At 67.5% G+C, this 17,809-nt stretch carries 19 protein-coding genes and 2 tRNA genes; 9 read left to right on the top strand and 12 right to left on the bottom strand.

All coding sequences use genetic code 11. The annotated features are described in order from the left end of the window. Positions 1–173 precede the first annotated feature (173 nt). The 3 genes from AM590_RS05525 (at position 174) to AM590_RS05515 (ending at position 3,312) form a co-directional block, all read left to right on the top strand. Positions 174–1,646: a single-stranded DNA binding protein gene (locus AM590_RS05525; RefSeq protein WP_058826609.1), complete on the top strand. Its 1,473-nt coding sequence runs from the start codon at positions 174–176 to the stop codon at positions 1,644–1,646. A 221-nt stretch (positions 1,647–1,867) separates the two neighbouring features. Further along, on the top strand, positions 1,868–2,299 hold the full coding sequence (locus AM590_RS05520) for a histone (RefSeq protein ID WP_058826608.1): 432 nt from the start codon (positions 1,868–1,870) through the stop codon (positions 2,297–2,299). Next, entirely contained in the window at positions 2,299–3,312 is a 1,014-nt protein-coding gene (locus tag AM590_RS05515; protein WP_058826607.1) for a histone deacetylase, read from the top strand. Before AM590_RS05520 ends, AM590_RS05515 begins: the two co-directional genes overlap by 1 nt. On the opposite strand, the gene cca is transcribed toward AM590_RS05515, so the two are convergent. Continuing rightward, positions 3,291–4,676, bottom strand: coding sequence for a CCA tRNA nucleotidyltransferase (cca, locus tag AM590_RS05510; RefSeq protein WP_058826606.1), 1,386 nt, complete (start codon positions 4,674–4,676; stop codon positions 3,291–3,293). The two genes, AM590_RS05515 and cca, sit on opposite strands and share 22 nt — an antisense overlap. Positions 4,677–4,812: 136 nt before the next feature. Between cca and AM590_RS05505 the strand changes: the two genes are divergently transcribed. The 3 genes from AM590_RS05505 to dpsA all read left to right on the top strand — a co-directional run bounded on the left by AM590_RS05505 (position 4,813) and on the right by dpsA (position 6,086). After that, a tRNA-Asn gene (locus AM590_RS05505) sits at positions 4,813–4,885 on the top strand. Between the two features lie 97 nt (positions 4,886–4,982). Then, a tRNA-Ile gene (locus AM590_RS05500) sits at positions 4,983–5,057 on the top strand. 498 nt (positions 5,058–5,555) lie between these two features. Continuing rightward, positions 5,556–6,086: a DNA starvation/stationary phase protection protein DpsA gene (gene dpsA, locus AM590_RS05495; RefSeq protein ID WP_004065235.1), complete on the top strand. Its 531-nt coding sequence runs from the start codon at positions 5,556–5,558 to the stop codon at positions 6,084–6,086. Between the two features lie 128 nt (positions 6,087–6,214). Here the strand turns inward: dpsA and AM590_RS20755 are convergent, their stop codons facing one another. The 7 genes from AM590_RS20755 to AM590_RS05465 all read right to left on the bottom strand — a co-directional run bounded on the left by AM590_RS20755 (position 6,215) and on the right by AM590_RS05465 (position 12,036). Then, a complete protein-coding gene (locus AM590_RS20755; RefSeq protein WP_172795764.1) occupies positions 6,215–6,382 on the bottom strand; it encodes a hypothetical protein in 168 nt (55 codons plus the stop codon). A 108-nt stretch (positions 6,383–6,490) separates the two neighbouring features. Next, complete coding sequence (locus tag AM590_RS05490) at positions 6,491–6,925, bottom strand: metal-dependent transcriptional regulator (protein ID WP_042665851.1); 435 nt, start codon at positions 6,923–6,925, stop codon at positions 6,491–6,493. After that, positions 6,922–7,734 (bottom strand): hypothetical protein, encoded by an 813-nt coding sequence (locus AM590_RS05485; protein ID WP_058826605.1) that lies wholly within the window; start codon positions 7,732–7,734, stop codon positions 6,922–6,924. Before AM590_RS05485 ends, AM590_RS05490 begins: the two co-directional genes overlap by 4 nt. Before the next feature lie 156 nt (positions 7,735–7,890). Next, a complete protein-coding gene (locus tag AM590_RS05480) occupies positions 7,891–8,340 on the bottom strand; it encodes a DUF6069 family protein (protein WP_058826604.1) in 450 nt (149 codons plus the stop codon). A gap of 145 nt (positions 8,341–8,485) precedes the next feature. Further along, entirely contained in the window at positions 8,486–11,305 is a 2,820-nt protein-coding gene (locus AM590_RS05475) for an aconitate hydratase (protein ID WP_058826603.1), read from the bottom strand. A gap of 118 nt (positions 11,306–11,423) precedes the next feature. Next, a complete protein-coding gene (locus AM590_RS05470) occupies positions 11,424–11,606 on the bottom strand; it encodes a hypothetical protein (RefSeq protein ID WP_058826602.1) in 183 nt (60 codons plus the stop codon). 10 nt (positions 11,607–11,616) lie between these two features. After that, a complete protein-coding gene (locus AM590_RS05465) occupies positions 11,617–12,036 on the bottom strand; it encodes a hypothetical protein (RefSeq protein ID WP_058826601.1) in 420 nt (139 codons plus the stop codon). 155 nt (positions 12,037–12,191) lie between these two features. On the opposite strand from AM590_RS05465, the gene AM590_RS05460 reads away from it, so the two are divergent. Further along, on the top strand, positions 12,192–14,285 hold the full coding sequence (locus AM590_RS05460; protein WP_058826600.1) for an ATP-binding protein: 2,094 nt from the start codon (positions 12,192–12,194) through the stop codon (positions 14,283–14,285). Between the two features lie 6 nt (positions 14,286–14,291). Here AM590_RS05460 and AM590_RS05455 read toward each other — a convergent pair whose 3' ends face one another. Beyond that, entirely contained in the window at positions 14,292–14,552 is a 261-nt protein-coding gene (locus tag AM590_RS05455) for a glutaredoxin family protein (RefSeq protein WP_058826599.1), read from the bottom strand. A gap of 339 nt (positions 14,553–14,891) precedes the next feature. Here AM590_RS05455 and AM590_RS05450 point away from each other — a divergent pair, with 339 nt between their 5' ends. Both AM590_RS05450 and AM590_RS20750 read left to right on the top strand, forming a co-directional pair. Then, the gene (locus AM590_RS05450; RefSeq protein ID WP_058826598.1) at positions 14,892–15,389 is read left to right on the top strand and encodes a hypothetical protein; all 498 of its coding nucleotides are present in this window, start codon (positions 14,892–14,894) and stop codon (positions 15,387–15,389) included. 111 nt (positions 15,390–15,500) lie between these two features. Next, the gene (locus tag AM590_RS20750; RefSeq protein ID WP_172795763.1) at positions 15,501–15,665 is read left to right on the top strand and encodes a hypothetical protein; all 165 of its coding nucleotides are present in this window, start codon (positions 15,501–15,503) and stop codon (positions 15,663–15,665) included. A 50-nt stretch (positions 15,666–15,715) separates the two neighbouring features. Here the strand turns inward: AM590_RS20750 and AM590_RS05445 are convergent, their stop codons facing one another. The 3 genes from AM590_RS05445 to AM590_RS05435 form a co-directional block, all read right to left on the bottom strand. Then, positions 15,716–16,360, bottom strand: a complete 645-nt coding sequence (locus AM590_RS05445) for a DUF6663 family protein (RefSeq protein WP_058826597.1) — start codon at positions 16,358–16,360, stop codon at positions 15,716–15,718. 51 nt (positions 16,361–16,411) lie between these two features. Beyond that, a complete protein-coding gene (gene kdgK1, locus AM590_RS05440) occupies positions 16,412–17,368 on the bottom strand; it encodes a bifunctional 2-dehydro-3-deoxygluconokinase/2-dehydro-3-deoxygalactonokinase (RefSeq protein WP_058826596.1) in 957 nt (318 codons plus the stop codon). A gap of 84 nt (positions 17,369–17,452) precedes the next feature. Beyond that, positions 17,453–17,755: a hypothetical protein gene (locus AM590_RS05435; protein WP_058826595.1), complete on the bottom strand. Its 303-nt coding sequence runs from the start codon at positions 17,753–17,755 to the stop codon at positions 17,453–17,455. Positions 17,756–17,809: the final 54 nt, after the last annotated feature.

The following is a 17,809-nucleotide window of genomic DNA, read 5'->3' as shown; positions in this document are numbered from 1 at the left end:
AAATCTGAGGCCGCGGCCACCCCCGCTATGTCGCTCGATTCGCGCGGTCGGTTCGGCGGTCCAATCCGGAGGAAAACAACGCTTAAGCGCCGCCCTTCCCTGTTCGTCCATAGTATGAGTACGACGTTTGGTCTGCCGCGACGCGCGCGCTTCGTTCCGGGAGGTGACGCCTGATGGGCGTCATTCGGGAGGTCTACGACGACCTCGACACCGATGTCGAGTTCGAGAAGTTCGAGGCGGCGGTCAACGACAAGGTCGAACAGATGGGCGGCCTCGCCGACGAGGAGACGGCGGCGATGCTCATCGCCCACGAGCTGCGCGACGAGGAGGTACACGGCATCGCCGACATCGAACCCGGCATGGAGGACGTGAAGTTCCTCGCCAAGGTCGTCAGCATCGGCGAAGTTCGGACGTTCGAACGCGACGGCGAGGACGAAGACGGGCGGGTCGTCAACATCGAGGTCGCCGACGAGACCGGCCGCATCCGCGTCTCGCTGTGGGACGAGATGGCCGCCGGCGCGAAGGAGAACCTCGAAGTCGGAACCGTCCTCCGCATCGGCGGTCGCCCGAAAGACGGCTACAACGGCGTCGAAGTCAGCGCGAGCAAGGTCGAAGAGGACCTCGACGCCGAGGTCGACGTGCAGGTGCTCGACACCTACCGCGTCGAAGACCTCGCGCTCGGCCTCTCGGACGTGAACCTCGAAGGCAAGATTCTCGACACCGGAACCGTCCGGACGTTCGACCGCGACGACGGCACCGAGGGCCGCGTCTCGAACCTCTCGGTCGGCGACCCGACCGGTCGCATCCGCGTCACGCTCTGGGACGAGCGGGCGGACCTCGCCGAGGAGCTCGAAACCGGCCAGTCGGTCGAGGTCGTCGACGGCTACGTCCGCGAGCGCGACGGCTCGCTCGAACTCCACGTCGGCTCTCGCGGCGCGGTCGAAGTCATCGACGAGGACATCGAGTACGTCCCCGAGACGACCGATATCGGGTCGCTCGAACTCGGCCAGACGGTGGACATCGCCGGCGGCGTCATCGAGGCCGACGGCAAGCGCACCTTCGACCGCGACGACGGCTCCGAGGGGCAGGTCCGCAACATCCGCGTCAAGGACGGCACCGGCGACATCCGGGTCGCCCTCTGGGGCGAGAAAGCCGACGCCGACGTCGACCTCGCGGACTACGTCGTCATCACCGACGTGGAGATAAAAGACGGCTGGCAGGAGGACCTCGAAGCCTCCGCGGGCTGGCGGTCGTCCGTTACGGTAATGGACGAGGCTCCCGAGGGTGCTGCCGGAACCGACGCCGGCGATTCGGCACCCAGTCCGCCGAGCGACCAAGGCCTCGGCGCGTTCTCCGGTGACGGTTCGTCCGGCGGTTCGTCCGAGTCGTCCGACGGCACGTCCGCCTCGAACGGCGGGTCCTCGTCGGACGCGACCGCGACGGAATCCGCCGGCGAGTCGGTCGAGTTCACCGGGACGGTCGTGCAGGCCGGGACGCCGGTCATCCTCGATGACGGCACGCAGACCAAGACCGTCGATACCGACGCCGACCTCGGCCTCGGCGACGAGGTGACGGTCTCCGGCACGGAGACCGACGGCCGCATCAGCGCCGAGACGGTCGAGGTCCACACCGGCGCACAGCGGTAACGACGACGAAACGACAGCGCGGCAAAGCGCCGAAGCGCCGAAGCGACGGTCAGTCGCCCATGGCCCCGTCGTCGTCGGGCTATCGAACCCGACTCATCGTTCGTCCGGTTTTTCCGGGCTCTCAGAGCGAAATCCAACCGATCGGGAGCGCTGCGTGCGATAAAATACAGAAGGGGCCGCGACGGAAAGGATTATACGCCGCACGGACCCGATATGTGGGTATGAGTGTCGAGCTACCGTTCGCCCCGGTAGACGCGATTATCCGGCAGAACGCAGGTGAGTTGCGAGTGAGCGCCGGCGCCGCCGAGGCGCTCGCCCGCCGGATTCAGGACCACGGCGCCGAACTCGCGATAGACGCCGCCGATCGGGCGACGGCGGACGGTCGCAAGACGTTGATGGCCGAGGACTTCGGCGTCCAGCAGGTCGTCGACCGCGACGAACTCCTCCTCCCGATCGCCCCCATCGACCGCATCGCCCGCCTCCGAATCGACGACCGCTACCGCGTCGCGATGGACGCTCGAATCGCCCTGGCCGATATCCTCGAGGACTACGCCGTCAACGTGGCGGGCGCCGCCGTCAAACTCGCCCACCACGCCGACCGGCGGACGGTCCAATCCGAGGACATCGAGACCTACTTCTCCCTCTTCGAATAATGCAATTCGGCTACAGCGAAACGTGTCTCGACCACGACACCGGGCCGCGACACCCCGAGACGGCCGACCGACTCCGCGCGATACGACGCGGGCTGGCGAAGCGTCACGGCGTCGAGTACGTCGACGCGCCCCCAGCCGAGAAATCGACCGTCGCGGCCGTCCACGACGACGGCTACGTCGACGAGTTCCACGACTTCTGTCGCGACGGCGGCGGCAACTGGGATCCCGACACGGTCGCCGTCGAGGCGTCGTGGGACGCCGCGCTCACCTCCGCCGGCCTCGCGGAGTGGGCCGCCCGGGCCGCACTCGACGGCGACGACGGCCGCGACACGCCGTTCTCGCTCGGCCGGCCGCCGGGTCACCACGCCGTCGAGGACGACGCCATGGGTTTTTGCTTCTTCAACAACGCCGCCGTGGCCGCGCAGGCGGTCATCGACGACGGCCTCGCCGAGCGCGTCGCAATCTTCGACTGGGACGTCCACCACGGCAACGGCACGCAGGACATCTTCTACGACCGCGGTGACGTGTTCTACACGTCCATCCACGAGGACGGCCTCTACCCCGGCACGGGCGAGGTCGAAGAGACCGGCGAGGGCGACGGCGAGGGGACGACCCTCAACGTCCCGCTCCACGCCGGCGCGGGCGACGCCGACTACGTCTACTCGTTCGACGAGACCATCGCGCCCGCAGTCGAGCGGTTCGACCCCGACCTGTTCATCGTGAGCGCCGGTTTCGACGCTCACCGCCACGACCCCATCTCGCGGATGCGCGTCTCGACCGAGGGCTACGCGATGCTCACCGAGTGCGTTCAGGACCTCTGTGAGGCGACCGACGCTGCCATCGCGTTCGTCCTCGAAGGCGGCTACGGGCTCGACACGCTCTCGGAGGGTGTCGCCACCGTCCACGAGACGTTCGACGGCCGCATCGCGATGGAGCCCGACGAAGACCCCGACGAGAAGAACGTCGAGCTAGTCGACGACGTGCGCGCCGCTCACGGTCTCGGCGCGAAGTAACGGCCCAATTCGTCGCCGAACGCCTCCGCGAGCGCGGCCACGTCGTCGCCGACGAGCACGTCGTAGCCCTCCTCTCTGAGCGTCGATTCCACGTGTTTTCCGAGCGCCACGTCGAACAGCGCGTCGCTTTCGAGGAAGCCGGTCGCCGAGGTGAACTCCCGCTCGCGCTCGACCACGTAGCGGTCGCCGTCGAGGAACGGTCCGTAGTGGTCGTCGCCGTCCTCGTACGCGCCGTAAAACCCCTCGGCGTGGCGGCGGACGTGGACCGGCGGCCCCTCGTGGCGCTCGACCACCGGGCGCTCGGCGACAGAGAGTTCGGCGAAGAGGACCGCCTCGCCCTGCCCCTCGCCGTCGGTATCGGTGTCGGCGAACGTCGCGCGCCGGAACACGTCGAAGCCACGTCTATCGAGGCCGTCGGCGACGCCAGTCAGTGACTTTCTCAGTTGCGGGTAGAGCTGGTCGTCCACGAGGTCCGGGCAGTCGAAGACGACGGCGACGGCCGTGGTCCCGCGGCGGTCGAGGTGATTCCGAACGCCGTCGGCGTCGAGCGCCGGCGGATCCGGCCGGAAAAAGAGCGATTCGCGCGGGTCCGCGAGCAGGTCGCGGGCGTAGTGCTGGAGGCGGGCGACGTTCTCAGCCGAGCAGACCGCGGCGACGTTCCGTTTGGGGTCGGTTGGGTCGATGACGACGAGCGGGTCGGAAAAGCTCGGTGTCCCGTGGTTCTCCGGGTCGAACTCGACCTGCGGACTCCAGTCGGCGGCCGCCCGGAGCAACGATTCGAAGCCGCCGTGTTCGACCACGAGGAGTTCGGCGAGATAGCCCGAGAAGCCCTCAGTTCGGAGGTCGCTCCCGTACGCGCCGATACCCTTCAGAAATCGCTTGAACACGCGCACGTCGGCCGCGAGGTCGTCGTCGAGGCGCTCGGTCAGGTAGGCGTTGTGAAAGGGCGTCCGGTCGACCGCAGAGCGGATGTCCGAGGCGGTGGGAACGTCGTAACAGGGGACGAGGTCCACGTCGAAGCCGTCGTAGTCGCCTTTCACGTAGGGGTGTTCGGCGTACTCTTCGTGGCCGTCGGGAAGGACCGCGTGGCCGACTTCGAGGCCGTACGTTTCGAGCTCCTCGCGGTCGAGGTCGGCAGGAAAGCGCACAAACAGGTCGATGTCGCGGTCGCCCGAGAGCCACGTGCCGCGGGCGGTGCTGCCGACTTGGAGCGCGTCGGCCTCCACCGGCAGGTCCGCGAGAGCGTCGCGGACGCGGGATTCGAGGGCTGACGCGGCCGCCGCGAGCGCCCGACGCTCCGCCTCGTCGGGGTCGATGCGCTCGCGGACCGCGGCGACGACCGCGTCGAGGTCCGAGTTCGTCATGCCCGCTGGTTTCCCGCGGGCGGGCGAAAGCGTGACGGTGCTCCCCCGACCGCGTCAGGCGGTGGCATCCGCCAGCCGTCGGGTAAAAACGAAAGCCCTATCAAGAAACATCGAATACGAGAGAGTGCAGACGAAAGCCGCCGTAGCTCAGTTGGTAGAGCACCTCGCTGTTAACGAGGTTGTCCCAGGTTCGAGTCCTGGCGGTGGCGCTTCTCCGTTTCTCACGCCGGTGAGCGGTTCGTCTCCGATTCGCCGGCGGCGGCTTCTGATAAGACATAAGAGGGACGACGGGAAAGAATCGACCGAGGGCCCTTAGCTCAGTCTGGTCAGAGCGCTCGGCTCATAACCGGGTGGTCATGGGTTCGAACCCCATAGGGCCCATACGTTCTCCACACGGAATCGAGCCCACAGCGCATCGTCCGATTCTGTACGATACCGCCCCTGTCCCGACTGTTCGAAACACGAGTGTTCCACTCGGTAGACGTGAGTCGAACAACTCTCTTGACGGGCCCCGCCGCCGCCGCCCAGTCTGTAGAGCCGACGGCAGCGGACGGGCGACTACCTGCGAACCCCGTTCTGGCCGCGCTCCAGCGCCGCCCGTCTTCGACCGGAGTAACGAACCAGTAGTGAGCCGCGTAAATCGACACTCACGAAACGTCGCGCCAACCACTCAAAAAATACATAACTGATATGGTATATCATGACTATCTCCCGCCGACGAGTAGATTCGTCGCCCCGCGCCGTGTGTCCTTCTCACACACTCCATTCGTCGTTTTAGAAGTAATCAGCCAAGTTCAGCAAACGATGTTTTAGGCCACACGAAAAATTGTTTGTTCTCGGATAAGTATTAAGTGGCCTCAGCCCCAACTACTGATTGTAATGAGCACGCAGAAGTCCGTCCTCAAGGAAGCAGGTAGCGTCGGCGACAACCCCGTTCGGCTCGACACCGAGAAGGCCGAACAGATAATCGAAGCGCTGAACACCGACCTCGCAGACGCGTACGTCCTCTACCACCAGCTCCACAAGCACCACTGGAACGTCGAGGGCGCCGAGCACCTCCGCATCCACGAGTTCCTCCAAGAGGCCTACGAGGAAGTCGAGGAGGCAGCGGACGAAATCGCAGAACGCCTCCAGTCCATCGGCGGCGTTCCCCACGCCAGCATGCCGGCGCTGAGCGAGGCGGCAACCGTCGAGCCCGAGGACGAGGACGTCTACGACATCCGCACGTCGCTCTCGAACGACCTCGAGATGTACGGCGACATCATCGAGAGCTACCGCGAACACATCGAACTCGCCGCGGGTCTCGGCGACCACGCGACGGCGCACATGCTCCGCGAGCAACTCATCGAAATCGAAGAACACGCCCACGTCATCGACCACTACCTCGAAGACGACACGCTCGTCCAGTAAGCACCGCCGCCGACGCGTCGGAGGACGACGCCCCCGTTCCGACGTTCGACGCCTTTTGCCGAGCTGCCAGCGCCGTTCAGCGACTGCGCTCGTCAGGTCCACACTCCGCGCAACCGGGTCGAACGGAGTTACTGCGTCACGTCGACGGTCACGTCGCTCGAAATCCAGCCGTCGCTGTTGCCCGACTCCATGAACACCGATTTCCCCGGACCGCCCTTGCAGACGGATATCTCGGGGGAGTCGGGTCGGTCCGGTTCCGACGCGGATTCAGCGTTCGACTGCGTACCAGCGGCCATTACGAGGGTTTAGGGAAACCTAAAACAAAAAGGGTGCGGTTCCGCGGCGGTATTTGCGTGGCATTTGTTGACAATCACCAACATCGGGCCGAGTTTACCGCGACGCGTTCAACTCGCGGGGCTGTCGGGAGAGGGTTGCGACGCCGATTCGGCCGCCTCGGTCGCTTCGCCGCGGTTGTCGCCCCCGCGGAGCAGCGTCGCCGCGAGCCGTTCGGCAACCGTCGGGCTGACGTTTCCGACCAGTTGCATCGCCTCGTCCTCGTGGTCGTCGACGCCGAGTACGTCCCGACAGAACCGCGAGAGAATGCGGTAGGTGTCGTAGAGTTCTTCGGCGGCGTCGCGGCCCTCGTCAGTGAGTGTCGCGCCCTCGTAGGGCTCGTAGCGAACGAGCCCCTTCGCGTCGAGGTTCTGGAGGCGCTCCGTCGCAGCGGGCGGTGAGCGGTCGAGCGCGTCGGCGACGTAGCCCGGCGAAATCGGCGTCTCCTCGCCGTCCTCCCGCTCGGCGATGTACAGCGTGAGGAGGTACTGCGGCGCGCCGATCATACGCGGCGGACGAGGTGGTCGCGAACGGTCCGCTGACAATCCACGCAGACGCCCACCAGGCGGGCCGCGGCCGTCAAGACCGGATAGTCGGTCGCGCGGTCCTCGTAGAGATACTCAGCGAGAAACCGGTGGTCGATTTCGACCGACGCGGTGTGGCGGGTCGCCCCGTCGAGATGCCGCTGTCGCTCGTGAACGAGTCGGTCACACGCTTCCCGGTGGTCAGCGAGCGTCTCGTGACGCCGCCGGAGAGCGTCGAATCCCAGTTCCGAAAGCGGCGTCGCGTCCGCCCGCCCCAGCCAGTTCTCGCACTCGTCCAGCACGGCGAGCGCCGCTCGGAGTGACCGTTCCTCGGCGTCGAGCGCCCGGCACATCCCGTCGAGGCCCCGTTGCCGGTCCGTCGCCGCCGACACGACCGCCTCCTTGACCGCCGGTGTAAAGCGGCTCCCGGCGTCCGGGGAGAGCACCGTCGCGACCTCCGGGCCGAACTCCTCGCGAACCGTCACCGCGAGCGGCTCGGACCCGTTAACGTCGGAGACGCTGTGAGGCCGTATCGTCTCCGCGAACAGCTCACGGACCCGCTGTCGCCCCGGCCCAGCGCCGGCGTCTCGTCGCGTCGCCGTCGGCACTGGCGCGGTCCCGCACGCGGTCGCTCGGGCCGTCCCTGCCGGCGGGCGGTCCGACTGCGCGGCGAGCTTTCGAACGCGCCGTTCGAACCGCTCGACTGCCCGCCGCTTCGCCAGCACCTGTTCGCGCTCGCGTTCGACGCGGTCCAGCGCGTCCCTGACGCCCGCGGTGCGCTCAGTGTTCATCTCAGTCTCCCTGCGAGGGTGCCGTCGCCGCGGTTGCCTCGGAATCCGCTCTGGTCATACTATTTAGGCCAACCTAAAACAACATAGTGTCTTCGGTTTTTAGGCCATCCTAAATGCGAGTGACACGGGAGTGTCCATGCGTCGAACGTCAGTCGGTCACTCGTCGGTCGCGTCCGGGCGTTTCCCCTCCGGGACGCCCCAGCCGAGTTCGGTGAGCGACGCCACACAGACCGCCGCGACCACGACGTGCATCAGCATCAGTACGAGGATGCCCGGAACCGTCGCCCCGGGGTCGACGTACAGGAGTCCGAGGTCGGGTGCGAAAGACGCCACGAGCACCGCGACGGCGACCCTGAAGAACGTCCGGTCCGCGTCCGCGACGCGGCCCGCAAGCAGCCCGTAGACGAGCGTCGCCGCGACCGCACCGGTGGCCGAGAGGAACACGACCGGCGGGTACGAAAGCGGTGCGAACGGTTCGACGAGCCCCGTTTCGAGGACGAGCGTCAAGAGGAGCGCGTTCGCGACGGTTGCGACCGCCGCGGTCGCCGCTCCGCGACGCATGAGGTCCGTCCACGTCGGGCGGACCGCGGGTGCCACGGTTGCCATGCCATCACATAGCACTCCGTGGCTGATGAATCTACGCGTCTTCGGCGGTTCGTGATTCTCGGTGAGTCCGACGCGTGGGTCGGAGGCGGCCGGCCGCCGGTCCGACTCAGTCCCCTAACTCAGTTCTCCGACGCAGCGTCCTGACTCAGTTCTCGGTCAGGAGCCGACGGAGCACGTAGTGGAGGATACCGCCGTTTTCGACGTACGTCACCGCGGCGGGCGTGCCGACCTGCGCGGTCACGTCGAACTCGATTTCGGTCCCGTCGTCCGTCGTGGCGACCACGGTCAGTTCGTCGTTGACTTCGAGGCCGTCGTCGAGGCCGCGGATGTCGAACTGCTCGGAGCCGTCGAGGCCGAGCGACTCCCACGAGTCGCCGTCTTCGAACTGGAGCGGGAGGACGCCCATGCCGACGAGGTTGTCGCGGTAGATGCGCTCGTAGCTCTCGGCGATGGTCGCGCGGACGCCGAGGAGGTCCGTGCCCTTGGCCGCCCAGTCGCGGCTCGAACCGGTCCCGAACTCGACGCCCGAGAGGACGACGAGCGGGGTCTCCTCCTCGCGGTAGCGCTGGCTGGCCTCGAAGACGGTCGTCTCCTCGCCCGTCGGGTGGTGAATCGTGTAGCCGCCCTCCACGTCGTCGAGCATCTGGTTCTCGATGCGGACGTTGGCGAACGTCCCGCGCATCATCACCTCGTGGTTGCCGCGGCGGGAGCCGTAGGTGTTGAAGTCAACGGGATCGACGCCGTGGTCCATGAGCCACTGGCCGGCCGGCAGCTTCGACCCGAACGGACCGGCGGGGCTGATGTGGTCGGTCGTCACCGTGTCGCCGAGCGTCAGGAGACAGCGGGCGTCCTCGATGTCGGAGACGCCGGGTTTCTCCAGCGGGAAGTCCGTGAAGAACGGCGGCTCGCGGATGTAGGTCGACTCGTCGTCCCAGTCGTACACGTCGCCGGTCGGCGCTTCGAGCGCCTCCCAGCGCTCGTCGCCCTCGAACACCTCGGCGTACTTCTCGCGGAACATCGACGGATCGACGCTGTCGTGAATCGTTTCTCGAATCTCGTCGGCGTCCGGCCAGATGTCGGCGAGGTAGACGGCGTTGCCCTCGTCGTCGGTGCCGAGCGGGTCGGTTTCGAGGTCGATGTCCATCCGTCCGGCGAGGCCGTAGGCGACGACGAGCGGCGGGCTTGCGAGGTAGTTCGCGCGAATCTTCGGGTGGATGCGCGCCTCGAAGTTGCGGTTGCCGCTGAGGACGCTCGTCGTCCACAGGCCGTGTTCGTCGATGGCGTTCTCGATGGGTTCGGGCAGCGGCCCGGCATTGCCGATGCAGGTCGTACAGCCGTAGCCGACCACGTCGTAGCCGAGCGCTTCGAGGTGCGGGAGCAGATCTGCCTTCTTCAGGTACTCCGTGACGACGCGGCTGCCCGGCGCGAGGCTCGTTTTGACGTAGTCGGGCACGTCGAGCCCCTTCTCCAGCGCGTTGCGCGCGAGGAGCCCCGCGGCGACCATGACCGAGGGGTTCGAGGTGTTCGTACAGGACGTGATGGCGCTGACGACGACGCTCCCGTGGCCGATTTCGACCGTCTCGCCGCCGAGGTCGACTTCGACGCGCTTGGTCAACTCGCCGAGGTCGGGTTCCTCGGGGGCCGCCTCGGGCGTCTCCGTCAGCGCCCCGCCGTCGCCGGCGAGTTCGCCGTCGTCGCCCACTCCGCCCCCGCCCTCGCCGAGCCAGCGGACGATGGCCTCCTCGTCCACGTCGTCGACGGCGTCTTCGAACTCGCCGTAGAGGAGGTTCCGGAAGTGCGTCTTCATGTCGCCCATGGCGACGCGGTCCTGCGGGCGCTTCGGCCCGGCGAGACTCGGCTCGACGGCGGAGAGGTCGACGTCGACTGTCTCCGTGTACTCAGGGTGTTGCTCGCCGAAGAGGCCCTGCGATTCGAGGTACTCGCGGACGAGTTCGATGTGTTCGGGCTCGCGGCCCGTGAGTTCGAGGTAGTCTAGCGTCGCCTCGTCGACCGGGAAGACGCTGATGGTCGACCCCTGTTCGGGGGCCATGTTGGAGATGGTCGCCCGGTCGGGGACCGAGAGGTTCCCCACGCCGGGGCCGAAGAACTCGACGAACCGATCGACGACGCCGACCTCGCGGAGCTGTTCGGTGACGTGCAACACGAGGTCGGTCGCGGTCGCGCCCTCCGGCAGTTCGCCGTCGAGTCTGACGCCGACGACCTCGGGGAGTTTCATCGTGATGGGTTGGCCGAGCATCGCGGCCTCGGCCTCGATGCCGCCGACGCCCCAGCCGACGACGCCGATGCCGCCGATCATCGGCGTGTGGCTGTCGGTGCCGACGAGCGTGTCGGGGAGGAGCCAGCGGTCGCCGCGCCACTCGCGGTCGTGGACGACGCGCCCGAGGTGTTCGAGGTTCACCTGGTGGACGATGCCCGTCCCCGGCGGGACGACGCTGAAGTTGTCGAAGGCGTTCTGCGCCCACTTGAGCGCCTTGTAGCGCTCGGCGTTGCGCTCGTACTCCAACTCGACGTTCTTCTCGTAGGCGTCGGGCGAGCCGAAGAAATCGACCTGCACGCTGTGGTCGATGACGAGGTCACACGGCACCTCCGGCTCGACGATTCTCGGGTCCTCCCCGGCGCGGTCGGCCGCGGAGCGAAGCGCCGCGAGGTCGACGACCGCGGGCACGCCCGTCAGGTCCTGTAGCACCACGCGAGACGGCGTGAACGGGACTTCGACGTTCGGCACGTCCGGCTCCCACGAAGCGGCGTTTCGCACGTCGTCTTCGGTGACGATGTCGCCGTCGACGTTTCGCAGCACCGACTCCAGGAGGATTCGGATGCTCACCGGCAGTCGGTCGAGTTCGCAGAGGCCCTGTTCTTCTAAGACGGTCAGGTCCGCCATCTTGTACGTGGTTCCGTCGTGTTCGAACTCACGGACGGCGTCCAGCGTGTCTCCATCGCTCATGGTCGACCGATAGGGTCTCCGCGGGCTTGAATGCGGGACTCGTTCTCACACGGTCGGAATCGGGGCGAACGGTGCTCCAGAGCGGCGATGGCCGGGATCTCAGGGTTTATCCCCCGGCTCACGGGGGTCTGGGGCGGGACTTCCCCAGTTCGCCCGCGACGATGACGCCGCCGTGTTCGAGAAGCGAGTACGAACAGTCCCAGCAGCAGTACCGCAGGTCGTGGCCGCGGGCGACGACCACGTCGGCGCGCTCGCCGCAGCGATAACAGGTTCGGTGGTCCGCCGGATGGATGACGCGCATCGGCTTCGAATTACTCCTCGGGGACGCCCGCGACCCCGACGAACTCGTTGACCTCGTCTTGGACGTACCGGCGGACGCGCTCGCAGTAGTCCCACAGGAGGTCGTTGAACTGCTCGCGCTCCGGTTCGGTCAGGCTCTCACCGCCCCGCGACCACGACGATGGGATCTCCGGGTGGCGAGTGCAGACGACCGAAATCGGGTGATTCTTCGGGTGCCCCATGACGACGGCGTACTCGTCTGTCCCCCAGAGCCCGTCACCGCCGTCGCCCGCGAGCTCCGCGTCCACCTCGTCGAGAAGCTGTCGCTCCTCGGTGGTGACGGCGGCGGCGTCGCCGGCGAACAGCTCGCGGTAGGCTCGGTCGCGGGCCGTGTAGGTCCACCCGTCGAGTCGCTCGCGCGCCTGTCGGAGGAGTCGTCTGTCAGCTTCCATGAGTATCCAAAGGGGCGCCGAGGTCATAGGCGTACGCCCGCCTCGTCCGAGCGACCGGAGCGCGAACTGTACGGTTCGCCCCCGCGGCTCGACCCGCCGCCGTCGGCCGCTGTTGCTGACGAAACATCTATTGAACTCACGGCTCTCGAACGAGTATGTCCACCCCCGACGACAGCACCGGGAACGGCGGTGACGACCCCATCTCCGTCCTCTACGTCGGCCGGGACCCGGAGTTCGTCGCCCTCGTCGCGACGGCGCTCGAACGCGAGTCCGACCGGCTCGACGTCCGGGGCGAGACCGCCGTCATCGACGGTATCTCTGTCGTCGAGGACGACGGCGTCGACTGCGTCGTCTCGGAGTACCACCTCCGGGACGGCGACGGCCTCGACCTCCTCACCGCCGTTCGCGCCCGCTCGTCCGACCTGCCGTTCATCCTCTACACCGCCCACGGCGACGAGGCGGTGGCGAGCCGCGCGATTTCGCTCGGCGTCAGCGACTACGTCCGGCGGACCGCCGGCGACGAGGACTTCCATCTCCTCGCGAGCCGCGTGTTCAACGCGGTGTCGCAGCACCGCGTCCAAGAGCGACTCACCGAGTCCGACGCGCACCTCGAGACCGTCTACGGCCGCGTCACCGACGGCATCTTCGCGTTAGACGATGACTGGGCCGTCAGCTACTGGAACGACGCCATGGCCGAGCGCACCGGCGTTCCGGCCGCGGAGACCCTCAACCGGGACTTCCGCGAGCTCTTTCCCGAGGTCGGCTCCGAGATTCACGGGGCGTTCGAAGCCGCGATGGCGTCGGGAGCCACGACCCGACTCGACACCCGAATCGACGCCTTCGACGTTCGCGTCTCGGCGCGAATCTATCCCGACGACAGCGGGGTGAGCGTCTTCATCCGCGAGGTCGCCTCCGATTCCGCAGCCGCGGCGGACAGACCCGATACCGACGCTGCGAGTCCCGACGCCGGGGGAGTCGCGGACCAGAGTGACTGCGGAGCCGGACCGAACGCGGGGACGCGTCTCCCGGGCAGAGACGCCGCCGAGCGCGAGCGGCTCGAACGGGCGCTTCGCGACCTCCAGTCGGTCGCCCGCGAACTCCTCCGCGTCGAGACGAGCGAGGCGGTCGCGGCCGTCGCCGTCGACGCCGTCCGCGACGTGGTCGGCTGGCCCATCTCGGGCGTGTGGTTTTACGACCCCGACGACGACGCGCTCGTCCCGGTCGCGCAGTCCGACGCCGCCCGGCAGGTGTTCGGCGAGTCGCCCACCCTTCACCGAGACGGCGAGGAGACGCTCATCTGGGAGGCGTTCGACGCCAACGAGGTGCGGGTGTACGAGCGAACTGTCGACGGGTCGGAGGTGCAGCACCCCGACTCGCCCATCGAGTCGGAGGTCCACGTCCCGCTCGGCGAGTACGGCATCCTCCTCACCGGCGACACCCGTCGAGGGTCGTTCACCGATGTCGACGTCGAACTCCTCCAACTGCTCGCGTCAACCGTCTCGTCGGCCATCGAGCGGGCGAAGCGCGAACAGACGCTCCGCGACCGCGAGGCCGAACTCGCGGCGGCGAACGAGCGCCTCGACGAGTTCGTCTCCGTGGTGGCACACGACCTCAGAAACCCGCTTTCGGTCGCCAAGGGCTACCTCGAAATCGCGGCCGACACCGGCGACCCGGAGCACTTCGAAAAGATAGAGACGGCGCTCGAACGGATGAACGCGCTCATCAGCGACCTGCTCACGCTCGCCCGACAGGGCTCGCCGGTCACGGAGTTCGAGGCGGTCGACCTCCGGTCGAAGGTCACCCACGCGTGGAGCTTCGTCGCCACCGAGGACGCCCGCCTCGAATCGCTCGACCTCGGTGTGATCCGCGCCGACACGGGCAGGCTGCTCCAACTGTTCGAGAACCTGTTTCGGAACGCTGTGGAACATGGTTCCACAGGCAACCAGACTACGTCCGGTGACGCCGTCGAGAACGGCGGCGCGGCCACGACCGTGACCGTCGGCCGACTCGCCGACGACGCGGGCTTCTACGTCGAAGACGACGGCGACGGCATCCCCGAGTCGCTCCGCGAGCGGGTGTTCGAACACGGGTACACGACCGACCGAAGCGGGACGGGGTTCGGGTTGGCTATCGTCGAAAACATCGCCGAGGCCCACGGCTGGTCGGTCACGCTCACCGACGGCACCGACGGCGGCGCGCGCTTCGAGTTCCGCGGCGTCGAGTGGGTCGACCCCCACGGCGCCGAGTGACGGCAGTCACTCCCGCGCCGCGGTCAGTTTCTCTCTGAGCCGGTCGGCGTCGACGCGGAACTTGAACGCCGGCCGGCCGTCGACGTAGACGTAGGGGACCCGCTCTCCGTACTTCTCGCGGAGTTCCTCGTCGGTGTCGACGTTCACGAGGTCGATATCGACCGGGACGTCCGCCTCGTCTGCGACCTCGCGGACGGTCGCCTCGGCCTCGTCGCAGAGGTGACACTCCATGCGCGTGTAGACGACGATGGGGACGGGGTCGCTCATCGTCCCACGTCGTCGCCGCGACCTGTTGAGTCTTCTCGTCGGGCCCGTTCCGTGTGGCCTCTGTTCCGAGCAGTCACCTCTCGACGACTGCGTACTCCACGGAGATGCGTGCTAGAAACTCGTGTCTCCATTCCACGACCCTTCGATTCGCATCGGGCGCAGAACATGTCATTGATGTATCTTCTGGCCGATGAACTGTCGAAATCGAACGGCCATTCGGTCGGTAGAAGGAGATAACGGGCTGGTTTTCCGCCGATACTCGTTATTCCGGATGGCGATACCGGAGGCGAACTGTTGATATAGGAGAAGCGACCAGTCACAAATCGATCGAATCCTCGTATGGCGACAACATCCGAACCCGGACTCTCCGAGACGCGAATCCACGAGGTACTGAGTAATGACCGCCGTCGGATGGCCATCGAGTTCCTCCAAGACGGCGACCTGACCCTCCGCGAACTCTCGGAGCGCATCGCGGAAGCGGAGACCGGGGAGTCGCCGCCGCCGCGGAACATCCGCCAGAGCGCCTACGTTTCGCTGCAACAGACTCACATCCCCAAACTCGACGAACTGGACATCGTGAACTACGACGATGAGTCGAAGGTCGTCTCGCTGGCCGAGGCGGGCGACGTGACGGTCTACATGGAGGTCGTCCCCGAGGGCGAACTCTCGTGGAGCGAGTACTACGCCGCGCTCGCCGCGCTCGGTATCGTCCTCATGATAGCCGTCGTCGTCGGCGTCCCCGTCATCTCCGGCGTCGGCGCGCCCGGCCTCGCCTCGCTCGTCTTCGCCGCCCTCGGCGGCTCCGCGGTCTACCAGCGCTGGACCCAAGAGAACTGACGCGCTCCGTCGCCCCGATTTTCTGCCGAGTCGCTCGTACTTGACCGGACGCTCTCCCGTCGCGACGACTGGCGACGGTGGCATTTAGTCCATTCCACCACTACTCGGCGTATGCGCGACCCGACCGACCCGAACGGACCGCCGGCGGTTTGCGACGAGTGCGGCGCGAGACACTCGTTTCGGCGGCGGTACGTCACCGGCGGCGGCTGGCGGGCCGTCTATCGGTGTTCTGAATGCGGTTCTCGCGCGCCGAGCGACGGCGACAGCGACGACTGAGTCGTGGCGGGGCCGTCGCACCACCGGCGCGAACGGCCCGCGGAGACGCGTCAGCAGTAGGTGTCGCGCATCGTCCGCGCGAACAGTCCGTCTCGGTCGAGCGCGATGGCGACGAGGACGAACTCCTCGTCGAGGGGGCGCAGGACGAACACCTCGCGGGGCGCGTCGGGGACGTCGGCCTCGTCGTCGAGGCGGTCTAAAAGCGGGTCCACGGGGACGACGCCGTCGCCGAACTCGTCGAACAGGTCGCGCGCGCCGGGCTGTTTCGCGAAGACGTAGAGCACGGCGTTCGGGTCGCCGTCGGTGCCGTAGGTGACGCGCGAGCCGATAGCTTCGCCGTCGCCGGTCGCCCGCCACGTCTCGCGGGCGGCCTCGAACAGCCCCGTCGCGGCACCGACGAACCGAAAGCGGGTCCGGTCGCGGACCGACACGTCAGCAAAGCGCGGGTCGCCGTCGTCCCACGTCAGCGTGGCCTCGATTTCGTTGCCGGGTTCGAGCGCCGAGACGCGCTCTGCGAGGTCGCCGTTGTAGCCGGTCTGTGGCACGTAGGTCGGCGAGTAGACGTCGTCGACGTCGGTCTCGACGGCCGGGTCGGTCCAGTCGACGCGCTCCTCGGGGAGTTCGAGCAAGAGGAGTTCGTCTCCGTCGCGCGGACTGTGATAGACCCGGAACCGGCCGGTCGTCGTGACCTCCATATCGGCGGCTACTGGACGGACGGAAATACGCCTGCCGGTCGCCCGGCGGTCCTACCGCGAGATGCCGTCGCCCTCGTCGGCGACGACGCGCTCGACGTCTTCGGGATTGACGATGGCGATGTCCCCTTCGATAGTCCGCTTGAGCGACGCCGTCGCCGACGCCCACTGCAGCGACTCGGCTACGCTCCCGCCGGCGAGGTGCTTGGCGAGGTAGCCGCCGACGAAGGCGTCGCCGGTCCCGATGGCGTCGAACGTCTCCGCCTCGTAGACGCCCTGTTCGGACACCGTTCCGCCGGAGACGGCGAGCGATCCCTCCTCGCCGCGAGTGACCACGACGGTTTCGATGTCGTAGTCCTCGGCGAGGCCGCGAGCGACCGACTCGGCGTCGCCGTCGCGCCCGAGGACGGTCGCCGCGTCGCGCTCGGCGGCGAACAGCAGGTCGATGGAACCGAGCAGGTCGCGGTAGACTTCGGCCGCCTCGTCGGGCGACCAGAGCTTCGTCCGGTAGTTCAGGTCGAAGGCGGTCGTCGTCCCGGCGTTCTGCGCCGCTTCGAGCACGTCGGCCGTGGTCTCGCGGAGCGTCTCGGAGAGCGCGGGCGTGATGCCGCTCGTGTAGCACACCTCGGCGTTTCGGACGGCGTCGAGGTCGGTTTCGCTCGTCTCCAGCGTCGTCACGGCCGCGTCGGCGCGGTCGTAGACGACGTTCGTCGGGCGCGGCGACGCCCCGTGTTCGAGGTAGTAGAGCCCCTGTCGGGAGTCTTCGGCCCAGACGACGCCGTCGGTGTTGACGCCGTGGCTCCGGAGTTCGCCGACGATTCGCCGACCGAGCGGCGAGTCCGGGAGCTTCGAGAACCACGCTGCGTCCCCTCCGAGTCGGGTGGCGGCGACGGCGACGTTCGACTCCGCGCCGCCCGCCTGCACTTCGAGTTCACGGGCGGTTTCGAGTCGCTCGCCACGCGGCGGCGACAGCCGAAGCATCGTCTCGCCGAAGGTCACGAGTGCTGTCATGGACGGCCGTTCGCGGGCGCGATATAAACGTCCGGCGTTGCCGTCGAATGCAGCGCCTGCGGCCGATCTGGTCCCCACGCCTGCTCACGCGGCCGTCAATCGCCGGACGAGGTAGATGAACGCGATTGGGATGCTCAGAAACGGAATCGCAACGAGGTAGTAGGCGGGCGAGGGAACCCAGTCGCTCTCGCGGGCGAGGTCCAGTCGGTCGGCGTGGAGTGCCAGCGGGCCGACGACCACGGCGGCCGCCGTCCCGTAGAGGCGAATCGCCTGCCCGGCCGCGTCGGCCCACGGCGGTACGCTCGGTCCCGTCGCCGCCGTGAAGAGATACGAGACGACGAGCGCCAGCGGCCCGAAGCAAATGCCCAGAAAGACCAGCGGGTTCATCGCCTCCACCGTCTCGGTGCCCCGACTTGAATCCTCGCCGATGCTATCGGTTCC

This window comes from Haloferax sp. Q22 (genome assembly GCF_001482285.1).
Taxonomy (GTDB): Archaea; Halobacteriota; Halobacteria; order Halobacteriales; family Haloferacaceae; genus Haloferax.
This window is presented reverse-complemented; position numbering and strand designations above follow the sequence as displayed.

Excerpts from the sequence above, each read along its gene's own strand:
- AM590_RS05525 (WP_058826609.1), top strand. The coding sequence starts at position 174 with ATGGGCGTCATTCGGGAGGTCTACGACGACCTCGACACCGATGTCGAG.
- AM590_RS05520 (WP_058826608.1), top strand. The coding sequence starts at position 1,868 with ATGAGTGTCGAGCTACCGTTCGCCCCGGTAGACGCGATTATCCGGCAG.
- AM590_RS05515 (WP_058826607.1), top strand. The coding sequence starts at position 2,299 with ATGCAATTCGGCTACAGCGAAACGTGTCTCGACCACGACACCGGGCCG.
- cca (WP_058826606.1), bottom strand. The coding sequence starts at position 4,676 with ATGACGAACTCGGACCTCGACGCGGTCGTCGCCGCGGTCCGCGAGCGC.
- dpsA (WP_004065235.1), top strand. The coding sequence starts at position 5,556 with ATGAGCACGCAGAAGTCCGTCCTCAAGGAAGCAGGTAGCGTCGGCGAC.
- AM590_RS20755 (WP_172795764.1), bottom strand. The coding sequence starts at position 6,382 with ATGGCCGCTGGTACGCAGTCGAACGCTGAATCCGCGTCGGAACCGGAC.
- AM590_RS05490 (WP_042665851.1), bottom strand. The coding sequence starts at position 6,925 with ATGATCGGCGCGCCGCAGTACCTCCTCACGCTGTACATCGCCGAGCGG.
- AM590_RS05485 (WP_058826605.1), bottom strand. The coding sequence starts at position 7,734 with ATGAACACTGAGCGCACCGCGGGCGTCAGGGACGCGCTGGACCGCGTC.
- AM590_RS05480 (WP_058826604.1), bottom strand. The coding sequence starts at position 8,340 with ATGGCAACCGTGGCACCCGCGGTCCGCCCGACGTGGACGGACCTCATG.
- AM590_RS05475 (WP_058826603.1), bottom strand. The coding sequence starts at position 11,305 with ATGAGCGATGGAGACACGCTGGACGCCGTCCGTGAGTTCGAACACGAC.
- AM590_RS05470 (WP_058826602.1), bottom strand. The coding sequence starts at position 11,606 with ATGCGCGTCATCCATCCGGCGGACCACCGAACCTGTTATCGCTGCGGC.
- AM590_RS05465 (WP_058826601.1), bottom strand. The coding sequence starts at position 12,036 with ATGGAAGCTGACAGACGACTCCTCCGACAGGCGCGCGAGCGACTCGAC.
- AM590_RS05460 (WP_058826600.1), top strand. The coding sequence starts at position 12,192 with ATGTCCACCCCCGACGACAGCACCGGGAACGGCGGTGACGACCCCATC.
- AM590_RS05455 (WP_058826599.1), bottom strand. The coding sequence starts at position 14,552 with ATGAGCGACCCCGTCCCCATCGTCGTCTACACGCGCATGGAGTGTCAC.
- AM590_RS05450 (WP_058826598.1), top strand. The coding sequence starts at position 14,892 with ATGGCGACAACATCCGAACCCGGACTCTCCGAGACGCGAATCCACGAG.
- AM590_RS20750 (WP_172795763.1), top strand. The coding sequence starts at position 15,501 with ATGCGCGACCCGACCGACCCGAACGGACCGCCGGCGGTTTGCGACGAG.
- AM590_RS05445 (WP_058826597.1), bottom strand. The coding sequence starts at position 16,360 with ATGGAGGTCACGACGACCGGCCGGTTCCGGGTCTATCACAGTCCGCGC.
- kdgK1 (WP_058826596.1), bottom strand. The coding sequence starts at position 17,368 with ATGACAGCACTCGTGACCTTCGGCGAGACGATGCTTCGGCTGTCGCCG.
- AM590_RS05435 (WP_058826595.1), bottom strand. The coding sequence starts at position 17,755 with ATGAACCCGCTGGTCTTTCTGGGCATTTGCTTCGGGCCGCTGGCGCTC.